Source organism: Mesorhizobium sp. WSM4815, from assembly GCF_055811575.1.
In genome coordinates this window covers 199,062-211,815 of sequence record NZ_JBVVQS010000097.1, presented here as the reverse complement: position 1 = coordinate 211,815, position 12,754 = coordinate 199,062, and the positions used below count along the sequence as shown (strand labels likewise).

Below are 12,754 nucleotides of genomic sequence, written 5' to 3'. Positions count from 1 at the left end.
TTTTTGTTGGCTGTTGGCCGGTTATCTCTTCTGGCTGGACAACTCGCCGAGAAGCTTCGTCATCTCGTCATCGAGAGACGACGGCGCTTTCGCCGCCGGCTTGCTCTCCGGCTTGGCGGGGTGCGGGTCATCAAACGGGACCTCGAGCTCCCTCATCAGCGTATCGTCGATGGAATCCTCTTTTGCCGGGGAATCCGGCTTTGCCGGGGAATCCTGTCTTGCCGGCGATGGCGCGTACCGAACAGCATTGGTGTAGGCGGGCAGCGGCGTGATGGTCGCCGATTGAGGGCTTTGCGCTGCTGGCCTCGGCGCCGGTGCGGGCTGCTGCGGCCGGCCAGGCGTTGGGGCCGTGCTTGCCGGCTGCGGAGACGGTGCTTGCCTCACTGGCGCGGGAGCCGGTTGCGGCGCGCGCGGCGGCGGTGCCGGCTGATGGCCGCCGCCATCTCCGGTCAGTGCAGGACGGCGCAGCGCCGACAGCCTGATGTCGCGTTCGACGACGACGTCGGTCGGACCGCCGATCAGCAGCAGGTGCTCGATATCGTCGCGGCGCACCAGCACCAACCGGCGGTGACTGTCGACTGCGGTGGCGTCCATCACCGCCAGCCGCGTCTTGCGGTTCCTGCCGCCGGCAACGAATGTTCCAAAAGTCAGGTTGCGGACCAGCTTGATGATGAGGAGAACGATGACCACAAGGACAAGCGCGACAAAGGTCCACAGGATCGCCGCGGCATAACCGGGACCCGCCACGCTATCCAGCCACTGCAGCATTGGTGCACCCAAAATCAGCTTTCGAAGAAGATGCGACACTAGACTGTTGCGGCACGCGACTGCAAGTTACGTTTCGCGCTTCGTGAACAGCTTGAAACACCCATGTGGTGGATTTCAAGCTCCTGCGAATTGAGGGCGTCAGCGTCCCCACTTCAATCCACGACGCTGGATTTTCAGCAAGTTGCTGGCGTGATGAATCCGAAATTCGCTCGCGTCGGACCAGGAATGATGCGAATTTCGGATTCGCCGCACCAGGCGCCGAACGGGTGTCATTTTTAGCGGACAGTTGCCGCCAAGGCCTTTTCCGGACCCTGAGAATGTGATTCAACCGGCAGGGGCAAGTACCGGAATTCACGAGCAGGGGGCACATGGCCAAGGAAGCGCGCGGCGATTTCTATCCGGTACCGATCGTCGACCAGAACACGCGACCGGGCGCGGTCACCCGGCTCATCGTCTTCATCGTTGTGCTGACAGGGGCGGCGATCGTTTTCGGCCTTTTCCGAGAACGTCTTGGCGATCCATTCCTGCTTGGAATGCTTGGCGTGCTGGCGATGATCGGTGTCGGCTTCCTGTTCGCCACCGCCATCGGCTTCGTGCAGATCACACCGCGCTCGACGAGTGACGAGCTGTCGAAGGCCTTCGTCGATTCAATGTCGCAAGGCCTTCTGGTCACCGACACCAAGGGTCGTGTCGTCTACGCCAATCGGGCCTATGCCGACATGACGGGCGCGGCTTCTGCGGCGGATCTAAAGACCGTCGAAGGGTTGCTGTCCGATGTTCCCGAGGCCTCGGTGACCATATACCGGCTCGCCTCCGGCCTGCGCGACGGCCAGCCCGGCGACGGTGAGTTTCGCCTTGCCCAATCCATTCGACCCGGCGCCGAGCCGGGCGCGCGCTGGTATCGTGTCCGCGCCCGCGCATTCAGCGTTCCGGGCCAGCGGCTGCCCTTGCTCGCCTGGCAACTCGCCGACATCTCGAAAGAACGGGCCGAGCAGGAGCGCTTCTTCCTTGATCTGCAGGAGGCCATCGACCATCTCGACCATGCGCCTGCCGGCTTCTTTTCGGCCGACCAGGAAGGCCGCGTCACCTACATCAACGCCACGCTTGCGGAGTGGCTGGGCATCGACCTGACGAGCTTCACGCCTGGTGCCGTCACGCTTGCGGAGATCGTCGCCGGCGACGGCATGGCGCTGGTCCGCTCGGTCAAGGCCGATCCCGGCACCACCCGCAATGCGGTCATCGATCTCGATCTGACGACAGTGAAGGGCGAGGCACTGCCCGTGCGTTTCATGCATCGGGTTTCGGCCAGCCGCGAGGGCGCCAACGGTCCGACGCGCACCATCGTGCTCAACCGGACGCAAGGCGAGGACGCTTCCGCCGATCTGCGCGCCTCGGAGATCCGCTTCACCCGCTTCTTCAATTCGACGCCGATGGCAATAGCGGCTGTCGACAACCGCGGGCGCATCCTGCGCACCAACGCGCCTTTCCTGTCGCTGTTTTCCTCCGTCGTCGACGGGGACGCGGTCGATCGGCGCGTGCGGCTGGACACGGTGATCCATGAGCGCGACCGCCCCGCCTTTGCCGCGGCGTTCGAAAAAGCGCGACAACGGCAGGCCGATATCGAACCGATCGATACGCTGCTGCCCGGCAATGAAGAACGGCACATGCGCTTCTACGTCAACGCGGTTGCCGACGGCACCGGCGAGGGCGCCGAAGAATCGGCCATCGTCTACGCCGTCGAGACCACCGAGCAGAAGGCGCTCGAGGGCCAGATGGCGCAAAGCCAGAAGATGCAGGCGGTCGGCCAGCTTGCCGGCGGCATCGCACACGACTTCAACAATGTGCTGACCGCCATCATCATGGCGTCGGACCTGTTGTTGACCAACCACCGCCCGTCGGACCCGTCCTTCCCCGACATCATGAACATCAAGCAGAATGCCAACCGGGCGGCCTCGCTGGTGCGGCAGCTTCTGGCCTTCTCGCGCAAGCAGACGCTGCGGCCGGAGGTGCTCAACCTGACCGACGTGCTTGCCGATCTGCGGATGCTGCTGGCCCGTCTGGTCGGCAACGACATCAAGCTGAAGGTCGATCATGGCCGCGATCTGTGGCCGGTGAAGGTCGACATCGGGCAGTTCGAGCAGGTGGTGGTCAATCTGGCGGTCAATGCGCGCGATGCGATGCCGAACGGCGGCGAACTCACCGTGCGCACCCGCAACGTGACCACACAGGAGAGCAAGAGCCTTCCCTACCGCGAACTTGCACCTGCCGATTATGTGGTGGTCGAAGTTGAAGACACCGGCAGCGGCATCGCCCCCGAAGTGCTCAAGAAGATTTTCGAACCCTTCTTCACCACCAAGGAGGTCGGCAAGGGCACCGGCCTCGGCCTGTCGATGGTCTATGGCATCATCAAGCAGACAGGCGGCTTCATCTTCTGCGAGTCCGAGGTCGACAAAGGATCGGTGTTCCGCATCTTCCTGCCGCGCTACATTGCTGAGGCGAGAACGGCAGGCGAGCCCGGCGAGGCGCCGGCTGCACCGGCAAAGGTCGCCGACGCAGCCAAGGACCTGTCAGGTTCGGCCACGGTGCTGCTCGTCGAGGACGAGGATGCCGTGCGCATGGGCGGCATGCGGGCGCTGACGTCGCGCGGTTACACCGTCCACGAAGCGTCCTCGGGCGTCGAGGCGCTGGAAGTCTTCGAGGCGCTCGGCGGCAAGATCGACATTGTCGTTTCCGATGTGGTGATGCCGGAAATGGATGGGCCGACGCTGCTCGGCGAATTGCGCAAGCGGCAGCCGGACATCAAATTCGTCTTTGTTTCCGGCTACGCGGAGGACGCGTTCGCCAAGAACCTGCCGGCAGACGCGCATTTCGGTTTCCTGCCGAAGCCGTTTTCGCTCAAGCAACTGGCCACAATCGTCAAGGACGTGCTGGAATCTTAGGGCTCACTAATTCGCACTTGCGAAATGGCGTGAGACTGCCATGATTATGGGGCCAAACAGACGGCGGGTTTTGGGGGAGCATGCCGTGACGCCGCACAACGAGGCAGGCAAGGGTGATTATGCGGCAACAGTGCTGTTGCCGGGCGATCCGCAGCGTGCCGAATGGATGGCGGAAACCTTTCTCGAGGCGCCGCGCTGCGTCAACCGTCGAAGGCAGGCCCTCGGTTTTACCGGCCTGTTTCGCGGCAAGCCCGTCAGCATCCAGTCCACCGGCATCGGCGTCTCGTCATTCCTGATCTACGCCCATGAATTGCTGGACTTCCATGGCGTGAGGACACTGATCCGCACCGGCACCTGTGGTGCCCTGACTGCCGCAGTCAAACTGCGCAGTTTAGTGATCTCGCAAGCGGTGCGGGGTGAAAGTGCCGAGAGCGGCCAGGTTTTTGGGCTTTATGGTGCTGAGGCCGGACCCGATCCGGATCTGGTTTCCCAAGCCCTGGCCCGGGCTGCCGAAATCGGCATCGAGCATCAGGCCGGGCTGACCATCTGCAGCGACATATTCTATCATCCCCGGGGGCGCGACCGCTTCGCCGAAGCGCAGGCACAGGGCGCGCTGGCCGTGGATATGGAGACCAGCGCGCTCTATCGCATCGCCGCGCATTTCGGCGCCAGGGCCTTGTCGATGCTGACTGTCGTCGACAATGTGGTGACCGGCGAGCAAACCGATTATTCCGAACGCCAGGCGCTCTTCACCGATATGACCCGCCTGGCGCTCGATGTCGCGATCGAAAGTTAAGCTGCCTGCCGCTTCGGCGCCGTGTGTTCTTCGATGCCGGGCCGATGGCCGCGCAGATAGAGAGCACAGGTCGTCCGCAGCATCGAGGCGAAGTTGGGAATCTGGCCATTGATCTCGATGGCCTCGTCATAGAGCTTCGAGATGAATTTCGGCGTCGTCAGGCCCTGGCTGTCGGCGATCTCGTCGAGCAATGCCCAGAACGTCGCCTCGAGCTGGATGCTGGTCGAATGCCCGTCGATACGAATCGACCGGTTGATCTGCCGGTAGCCGTCCGGATCCTGCCCGGCAAAAACCCTGCACATCGTTACCTCCCGTTCCTATTGATCTGGCCGTTCTTATTGATTTTGGGCGCAATCAGCAGTGATTCGCGCCTTTGGCAGTGCCTTGTCGTGGCCAATTATCTTCAGCTGGAAAGCGGAAAACAGCAATCGGACTTTCGTCCTTAGGCGGTTTTCCCCGTCGTTAGATTAGCGCGTGGTAATCGGCTGCCACCACGTTTGCCGCAACCCGCGCATAATCACGCCGACGCGCACATCGCGCTTACCGCACGGAGTGTCATTTGGCGAAGGCGATCCACACCATGATCCGGGTTCTCGACGAGGCCCGGTCCGTCGACTTCTACCGGAAAGCGTTTGGACTGGACGTCGCCGAACGGCTCGATTTCGAAACCTTTACGCTCGTCTATCTGAGCAATGCCGAGGCGGAGCTCGAGGTCGAGCTCACCGTCAACAAGGGCCGCCAGGAGCCTTATGCGCTCGGCGACGGCTACGGCCATCTCGCGGTTTCGGTCGCCGATCTGGACAGCGAGCATGACCGGCTCGGCGCGCTTGGCCTGAACCCGAAGAAGATCGTCGAGTTCAACCGCGACGGAGCGCTACTCGCACGCTTCTTCTTCATCGAGGATCCCGATGGCTTCAAAATCGAGGTGCTGCAGCGTCGGGGCCGGTTCAAATAGGAGATACGACGGCCGCGCCGGCCAGCGCGGCGCCAGCCAGGGCACCTTCGGGTGCAGACAGCAAGCAAGGGAGGAACAATTGGTCACAATTTATGAGAGCAAGCCGGTCCATGAAACGAAGCCAGTTCTATCGCGCCGCGAGCTACTGAAGCGCGGCGGTGTCGGCGCGCTGCTGGTCATTTCAGGCAGTGCCGTCATCAGCCCGGAACATGCCTGGGGTCTCGAAACATCCGCGCTCAAGCCCGAAACCATGGCGACCCTGATCCAGATGGCGCGCGACATCTACCCGCACGACCAAGTGCCTGACAAATATTACGCAATCGCCGTCAAGGCGCACGATGAGCAGGCCGGCAAGGACCCTGCCCACAAGGACCTTATCGAAAAGGGCATCGCCGATCTCGACCTGAAATCGGGCAAGGACGGCTACACCGGTCTCGGCTGGGAGGAGCAGCGCGTTGCGGTGCTCAGGGATATCCAGGACACGCCGTTCTTCCAGGCCGTCCGCGGCGGGCTTGTCGTCGGCCTCTACAACCAGAAGGAGGTCTGGCCGATCTTCGGCTACGAGGGCGAATCCTACTCCAAGGGCGGCTACATGGTGCGCGGGTTCGACGACATCGAGTGGCTCTGAGCCCCGTCGTCGCAACCGCACACAACAGACATCATGGGAGGAAACCATGGCAGCACCATTTGATCTCAACAACGACGGCGTGGTCGTCATCATCGGCTCGGGCGCCGGCGGCGGCACGCTCGGCAATGAACTTGCGCAGAAGGGCGTCGATGTCGTCATGCTGGAGGCGGGCGCCCGTCACGAATACGAGGATTTCATCAATGACGAGTGGGAGTCATTCGCCCAACTCGCCTGGACGGACAAGCGCACGACCTCGGGCGACTGGCGGGTGGCGAAGGATTTCCCCAACCTGCCGGCTTGGATCGTCAAGGCGGTCGGCGGCTCGACCACGCACTGGGCAGGCGCCTCGCTGCGCTTTCAGGAGCACGAATTCAAAACGCTTTCGACCTACGGAAAACTGGAAGGCGCGAACCTGCTCGACTGGCCGATCACGCTTGGCGAGCTCGAGCCCTACTACGCAAAGGCCGAAGACAAGCTAGGCGTGACGCTCACCAGCAACATCCCGGGCCTTCCCGGCAACAACAACTTCAAGGTGATGAAGGCCGGCGCCGACAAGCTCGGCTACAAGGAGTGCCACACCGGCCGGATGGCAATCAATTCCGAGCCGCGCGACGACCGCAATGCCTGCCAGCAGACCGGCTTCTGCTTCCAGGGCTGCAAATGGGGCGCCAAATGGTCGACGCTCTACAGCGAAATTCCCAAGGGCGAGGCGACCGGCCATCTCGAGGTCAGGCCGAATGCCATGGCCATCAAGATCAACCACGATGCGTCGGGCAAGGTAACCGGGGTCGTCTATGCCGACAAGGACGGCAGACTGAGGGAACAGAAGGCCCGCATCGTCGCGGTCGCCGGAAATTCGATCGAGAGCCCGCGGCTGCTGCTCAATTCGGCATCGAGCCAGTTTCCCGACGGCCTTGCCAATTCGTCGGGGCAGGTCGGCAAGAACTACATGCGCCACACCACCGGCTCGGTCTACGGCATCTTCGACAAGCCGGTGCATATGTATCGCGGCACCACCATGGCCGGTATCATCCGCGATGAGGCCCGCAATGATCCCTCGCGCGGCTTCGTCGGCGGCTACGAACTCGAGACGCTGTCGCTCGGCCTGCCGTTCATGGCCGCCTTCCTCAATCCCGGCGGCTGGGGGCGTTCCTTCACCACCGCGCTCGACCACTACGACCACATGGCCGGCATGTGGATCGTCGGCGAGGACATGCCGCGCCAGGAAAACCGCATCACGCTGCATGCCGATATCAAGGACGAGCACGGCATGCCGGTGGCGGACGTCCATTTCGACGACCATGCCAACGACACGGCGATGCGCAACCACGCCTACAAGCAGGGCTCGGCGCTCTACGAGGCGGTCGGGGCGACGCGGACCTTCTCGACGCCACCCTATCCGTCGACCCACAATCTCGGCACCAATCGGATGAGCGAGAAGGCGGCCGACGGCGTCGTCAACAAGCATGGCCAGGCGCACGATATCAAGAACCTGTTCGTGTCGGATGGCAGCCAGTTCACCACGGGCGGGGCTGAAAATCCGACATTGACGATCGTGTCGCTGGCGATCCGTCAGGCCGAGTACATTGCCGGACAAATGTCGGCCAAAAGCATTTAGCCATAGCCTCCCGACTGCTGCTGGCGCGGAACCTCACAAGGTTTCGCGCCTCTTCTTGTCGGCTGTTCAACGCTTCGTGCAGGTCGAGGCGGTGAAGGCGCCGTCAGGCTGCTTCATGATGATGTCGAAGGACGGGCTGGTTTGACCGTCCAGGGTGGCTTGCGTGAGCGAGATCGAGTTGCCGCCGGTCGTGTAGCCGCCCAACGGGCCCAACCAGGTGATCTCGCCATTTGCATTCATCTGATAGTTGTAGCCCTGCCGGGCGGTTCCGAAGCTCACCGGGCCGCTATAGACATTGCCCTTGACGGTGATGTCGCCAAGGCTGAGGAACATGCCAAGCAGATAGACTTCGCAGTGATAGGTGCCGTCCGGCAATTTGCCATCGGCGAAGTCGGCGCGGGCGCTGCCGGTTGCCGCAACCAGAAGCATGGTGCTGAAAATGCGAGAAATCCTGGAGGTCATGCGGTCGCTCTTGTGAAGATCGATCTTGCCCCATTTTCCTGCAGCGCCGCAACGGTTCGCCGTCTTTTGCTCAAAATTCATGCATTAATTCGCGAGTGATCAAAAATTAGGCGAGAGCGGGGATGTTTTTCTCAAGCAGAGCACTGGCAGCGGCGCTTATCTTTGGCGGCTAATATATTAACCCGCTGATAGGGCTAGGAAATCCAGACCCGCTTGATTTTGCTCCTGCGGTTGGCACAGCCGTTGCATGGTCTGTTCGCGATGCGATCAACCAGTCAGGGAGTTTTGAAATATGCGGGGCAGTTTCTCGACAATAACAAAAATGTTTTCGGCAGGCGCGGTCATGGCCGGCCTGCTGATGAGCGTCCCGGCCAGGGCGGCTGACGACACGATCAAGGTGGGTATCCTCCACTCGCTGTCGGGGACCATGGCGATTTCGGAGACGACGCTGAAGGACGCCATGCTGATGCTCATCGAAGAGCAGAATGCAAAGGGCGGCCTGCTCGGCAAGAAACTCGAAGCGGTCGTCGTCGATCCGGCTTCGAACTGGCCGCTGTTCGCCGAAAAGGCGCGCGAGCTGATCTCCAAGGACAAGGTCGCGGCGGTGTTCGGGTGCTGGACCTCGGTGTCGCGCAAGTCGGTGCTGCCGGTGTTCAGCGAACTCGACAACATCCTGTTCTACCCCGTCCAGTATGAGGGCGAGGAGAGCGAGCGCAACGTGTTTTACACCGGCGCGGCGCCGAACCAGCAGGCAATTCCGGCTGTCGACTATCTGATGAGCGAGGACGGCGGTTCGGTGAAGCGCTGGGTGCTTGAAGGCACCGACTACGTCTATCCGCGCACCACCAACAAAATCCTCGAAGCCTATCTGAAAGCCAAGGGCGTCGCTGCCGAAGACATCATGGTCAACTACACGCCGTTCGGCTTCTCCGATTGGCAGACCGAGGTCGCGGCGATCAAGAAGTTCGGCTCCGCCGGCAAGAAGACCGCCGTCGTCTCGACGGTCAATGGCGACGCCAACGTGCCGTTCTACAAGGAGCTTGGCAACCAGGGCGTCAAGGCCGAGGACATCCCGGTCATGGCCTTCTCGGTCGGCGAGGAAGAGCTTGCCGGTCTCGACACCGCGCCACTCGTCGGTCATCTCGCCGCCTGGAACTATTTTCAGAGCATCGATACGCCCGAGAACGCCAAGTTCATCGCCGACTGGCACAAGTTCATCAAGAGCGACAAGCGCACTACCAACGACCCGATGGAAGCCCATTATGTCGGCTTCAACATGTGGGTGAAGGCGGTCGAGAAGGCCGGCACCACCGATCCTGACAAGGTCATCGACGCCGTGATCGGCGTCTCGGTGCCGAACCTGACCGGTGGCTATTCGACGATGATGCCGAACCATCACATCACCAAGCCGGTGCTGATCGGCGAAATCCAGGCCGATGGCCAGTTCGAGACCGTCTCGCAGACGCCTGACCTGGTGATGGGCGACGAGTGGTCCGACTATCTGGCCGATTCGAAGGACCTGATTTCCGATTGGCGCGCGCCTCTGTCCTGCGGCAATTTTAATGTCGCCACCGGCAAATGCGGCGGCAAGGGAACCAACTGATCCTCCCGGGTCTGACGGTCGTGGATTTCTCCACGACCTGGACCGCGACGCGTCCGGGCGAACTCGTCCTCTCCTCCAGTTCGCCCGGACGCGAAGTTTCAACCCTCAAGAATCGCAGAAATCGATGATCCTCACCCGCGCGATCGGCCTGACGCTGCTGCTCCTCCTGGGGATGCTGTCGCCGTCGAACGCTGCCGAAGCGGATCTGCGCGCCATCATCGCCAAATTTGCTACTGCCTCGAATTTCTCGGCCACCGAAGCTGTCGTGCGCGAGCTGGCGGCCACCGGTGATACTGCCGTCGAACGTCCGCTTGGCGCGCTTGCCGAGGGCGATCTTTACGTCCGCAAGGCCGATTCGCTGGTTTTCATCGGCAAGGCAGCTGGCGGCAGCGTTGAGCTGCTCGACCCGCTGAGCGGTGAAAAATCCGGTGACGCGGCCAAAAGCGGGATCACCAAGATCAAGGTCAACAACACGCTGCGCCGCGCCATCCGCGATGCGCTGGGCACGCTGACGCTCGGCGCAAAAGATCCGGCCGCGCGCATTGCCGCCGCCGACACCATGTTCAGGACGCCCGATGCGACAAACATCGAGCCGCTCGATGCCGCAATCGCCAGCGAGACCGTGGCGAGCGTCAAAGCGCTGCTCGAACAGGCCCGCGCCGCATCGGTTCTGGTGTCCGACAGGCCGGAGGCCGACAAACTGGCGGCGGTCGCCCTGATCGGCGGGCGCGGCGATCGCAACGCGCTCTCACTGCTCACCGCCGTCGAGGCCAATTCCGAAGGCGCGGTCAAGGACGCGGCGACGGCGGCGATCGCCAACATCAATGCGACGCTGGCGCTGTGGGATGCGGGCCAGAACATCTGGTACGGCATTTCGCTCGGATCGGTGCTGCTGCTGGCGGCGATCGGCCTCGCCATCACCTTTGGCGTCATGGGCGTCATCAACATGGCGCATGGCGAAATGGTGATGCTCGGCGCCTACACGACCTTTGTCGTGCAGGAGGTGATCCGAACCTCCTTTCCCGGCCTGTTCGACTGGTCGCTGGTTATCGCGCTGCCGCTCGCCTTCTCGGTCGCGGCGCTCGTCGGCCTCGTCATCGAGCGGGGCGTGATCCGTTTTCTCTACGGCCGGCCGCTGGAGACGCTGCTGGCGACATGGGGCGTCTCGCTGATCCTGCAGCAGGCCGTGCGCACCATCTTCGGGCCGACGAACCAGGAGGTCGGCAATCCGTCGTGGATGTCGGGTTCGTTCTATATCGGCCAGCTTGCGGTGACCTGGAACCGGCTCTGGATACTGGTATTCGCGCTCGGCGTGTTCGCAGTGCTGCTTTATGTGATGAAGCGCACCTCCTGGGGCCTGCAGATGCGCGCCGTCACCGCCAATCGCCGCATGGCCGCTTCGATGGGCATCAGGACGCCGTGGGTCGATGCGCTGACCTTTGCCCTGGGATCCGGCATTGCCGGCATCGCCGGTGTGGCGCTCAGCCAGATCGACAATGTCTCGCCCAATCTCGGCCGCGGCTACATCATCGACAGCTTCATGGTCGTCGTCTTCGGCGGTGTCGGCAATCTCTGGGGCACGCTGGTCGGCGCCTTCTCGCTCGGCATCGTCAACAAGTTCCTCGAACCCTATGCCGGCGCGGTCCTCGGCAAGATCGTCGTGCTGGTCCTCATCATCCTGTTCATCCAGAAACGCCCGCGCGGCCTGTTCGCGCTGAAGGGCAGGTCGGTGGAAGCATGATCACCGGACGCTTCTTCACCGCCGGCGCCGACCGCCGCATCGCCATCACTATCTTCATCCTTCTGGCGGTCGCCATCATCGTGCCGCTGCTCAATCTTGCGGTCTCGCCGACGAGTGCGTTCTACGTGCCGTCCTATGTCGTCGCGCTCACCGGCAAGTATCTCTGCTACGCGCTGCTCGCCCTGGCGCTCGATCTCGTCTGGGGCTATTGCGGCATCCTTTCGCTCGGCCACGGCGCCTTCTTCGCGCTCGGTGGCTATGCGATGGGCATGTATCTGATGCGCCAGATCGGCTCGCGCGGCGTCTACGGCAATCCGCTGCTGCCGGACTTCATGGTGTTCCTGAATTATGGGGAATTGCCGTGGTTCTGGTACGGTTTCGACCATTTCTGGTTTGCCGCGATCATGGTGCTTGCAGTGCCTGGCCTGCTCGCCTTCGTCTTCGGCTGGTTCGCCTTCCGCAGCCGCGTCACCGGCGTCTATCTGTCGATCATCACCCAGGCGATGACCTATGCGCTGCTGCTTGCGTTTTTCCGCAACGACATGGGTTTCGGCGGCAACAACGGCTTGACCGACTTCAAGGATATTCTCGGCTACAACGTGCAGGCCGATGCGACACGCTCGGCATTGTTCGCGGCCAGCGCCGTCACGCTGGCGCTCGCCGTCTTCGTCACCTGGGCGATCGTCGGTTCCAAATACGGCAAGCTGCTGATGGCGGTGCGCGACGCCGAGAGCCGCACGCGCTTTCTCGGCTGGCGCGCCGAGAACGTCAAACTGTTCGCCTTTACCGTGTCGGCTGTCATGGCCGGCATCGCCGGCGCGCTCTATGTGCCGCAGGTCGGCATCATCAATCCGGGCGAGTTCGAGCCGTCCAATTCGATCGAGGTCGTGGTATGGGCGGCCGTCGGCGGACGCGGCACAATCGTCGGGCCGATCATCGGCGCGCTCGTGGTCAATGCCGGCAAATCCTGGTTCACCGGCGTGCTGCCGGCGTTCTGGCTGTTTGCGCTGGGCGGGCTGTTCGTCGCCGTCACGCTGTTCCTGCCCAAGGGCATTGTCGGCATGTGGGATTCCTGGCGCGGCAATGCCAGGGCGCTGCGCGCAGCCTCGATCGCCGACCCGATCATTGGGGAGGCCGGCACCGATCCTGCCGTCCCGCCACCCCCGAAGATCGTTCGCTTGGCTGCGAGAACGCCGGGCGACTGGTCCGCATCCGGCCCCGAACCTCAGCCGGCGGAGTGAGCA

At 62.6% G+C, this 12,754-nt stretch carries 11 protein-coding genes; 8 read left to right on the top strand and 3 right to left on the bottom strand.

Features of this window, described 5'->3' with window-relative positions; all coding sequences use genetic code 11:
* Positions 1-21: 21 nt before the first annotated feature.
* Positions 22-768 carry a hypothetical protein gene (locus tag AC0L2B_RS20680; RefSeq protein ID WP_473746637.1) on the bottom strand — a complete coding sequence of 249 codons (747 nt, stop codon included), beginning with the start codon at positions 766-768 and terminating at the stop codon, positions 22-24.
* A gap of 368 nt (positions 769-1,136) precedes the next feature.
* Here AC0L2B_RS20680 and cckA point away from each other — a divergent pair, with 368 nt between their 5' ends.
* Positions 1,137-3,707: a cell cycle histidine kinase CckA gene (cckA, locus tag AC0L2B_RS20675; protein WP_473746636.1), complete on the top strand. Its 2,571-nt coding sequence runs from the start codon at positions 1,137-1,139 to the stop codon at positions 3,705-3,707.
* Between the two features lie 85 nt (positions 3,708-3,792).
* Positions 3,793-4,503 (top strand): purine-nucleoside phosphorylase, encoded by a 711-nt coding sequence (locus AC0L2B_RS20670; RefSeq protein WP_473746635.1) that lies wholly within the window; start codon positions 3,793-3,795, stop codon positions 4,501-4,503.
* Here the strand turns inward: AC0L2B_RS20670 and AC0L2B_RS20665 are convergent.
* Positions 4,500-4,805: a ribbon-helix-helix domain-containing protein gene (locus AC0L2B_RS20665; protein ID WP_027151971.1), complete on the bottom strand. Its 306-nt coding sequence runs from the start codon at positions 4,803-4,805 to the stop codon at positions 4,500-4,502. The genes AC0L2B_RS20670 and AC0L2B_RS20665 overlap by 4 nt on opposite strands.
* A gap of 257 nt (positions 4,806-5,062) precedes the next feature.
* Here AC0L2B_RS20665 and AC0L2B_RS20660 point away from each other — a divergent pair, with 257 nt between their 5' ends.
* The 3 genes from AC0L2B_RS20660 (at position 5,063) to AC0L2B_RS20650 (ending at position 7,704) form a co-directional block, all read left to right on the top strand.
* A complete protein-coding gene (locus AC0L2B_RS20660) occupies positions 5,063-5,458 on the top strand; it encodes a VOC family protein (protein WP_473608269.1) in 396 nt (131 codons plus the stop codon).
* Positions 5,459-5,537: 79 nt separating this feature from the next.
* Entirely contained in the window at positions 5,538-6,086 is a 549-nt protein-coding gene (locus tag AC0L2B_RS20655) for a gluconate 2-dehydrogenase subunit 3 family protein (RefSeq protein ID WP_473746634.1), read from the top strand.
* 46 nt (positions 6,087-6,132) lie between these two features.
* Entirely contained in the window at positions 6,133-7,704 is a 1,572-nt protein-coding gene (locus AC0L2B_RS20650) for a GMC family oxidoreductase (protein WP_473746633.1), read from the top strand.
* Between the two features lie 66 nt (positions 7,705-7,770).
* On the opposite strand, the gene AC0L2B_RS20645 is transcribed toward AC0L2B_RS20650, so the two are convergent.
* Positions 7,771-8,166, bottom strand: a complete 396-nt coding sequence (locus AC0L2B_RS20645) for a hypothetical protein (protein WP_473746696.1) — start codon at positions 8,164-8,166, stop codon at positions 7,771-7,773.
* Between the two features lie 292 nt (positions 8,167-8,458).
* On the opposite strand from AC0L2B_RS20645, the gene urtA reads away from it, so the two are divergent.
* From urtA to urtC, 3 genes are all read left to right on the top strand, one after another.
* The gene (gene urtA, locus AC0L2B_RS20640) at positions 8,459-9,769 is read left to right on the top strand and encodes an urea ABC transporter substrate-binding protein (RefSeq protein WP_473746632.1); all 1,311 of its coding nucleotides are present in this window, start codon (positions 8,459-8,461) and stop codon (positions 9,767-9,769) included.
* Between the two features lie 124 nt (positions 9,770-9,893).
* Entirely contained in the window at positions 9,894-11,510 is a 1,617-nt protein-coding gene (gene urtB / locus AC0L2B_RS20635; protein ID WP_473746631.1) for an urea ABC transporter permease subunit UrtB, read from the top strand.
* Entirely contained in the window at positions 11,507-12,751 is a 1,245-nt protein-coding gene (gene urtC / locus AC0L2B_RS20630) for an urea ABC transporter permease subunit UrtC (RefSeq protein WP_473746630.1), read from the top strand. The genes urtB and urtC overlap by 4 nt, the downstream gene beginning before the upstream one ends.
* Positions 12,752-12,754 lie beyond the last annotated feature (3 nt).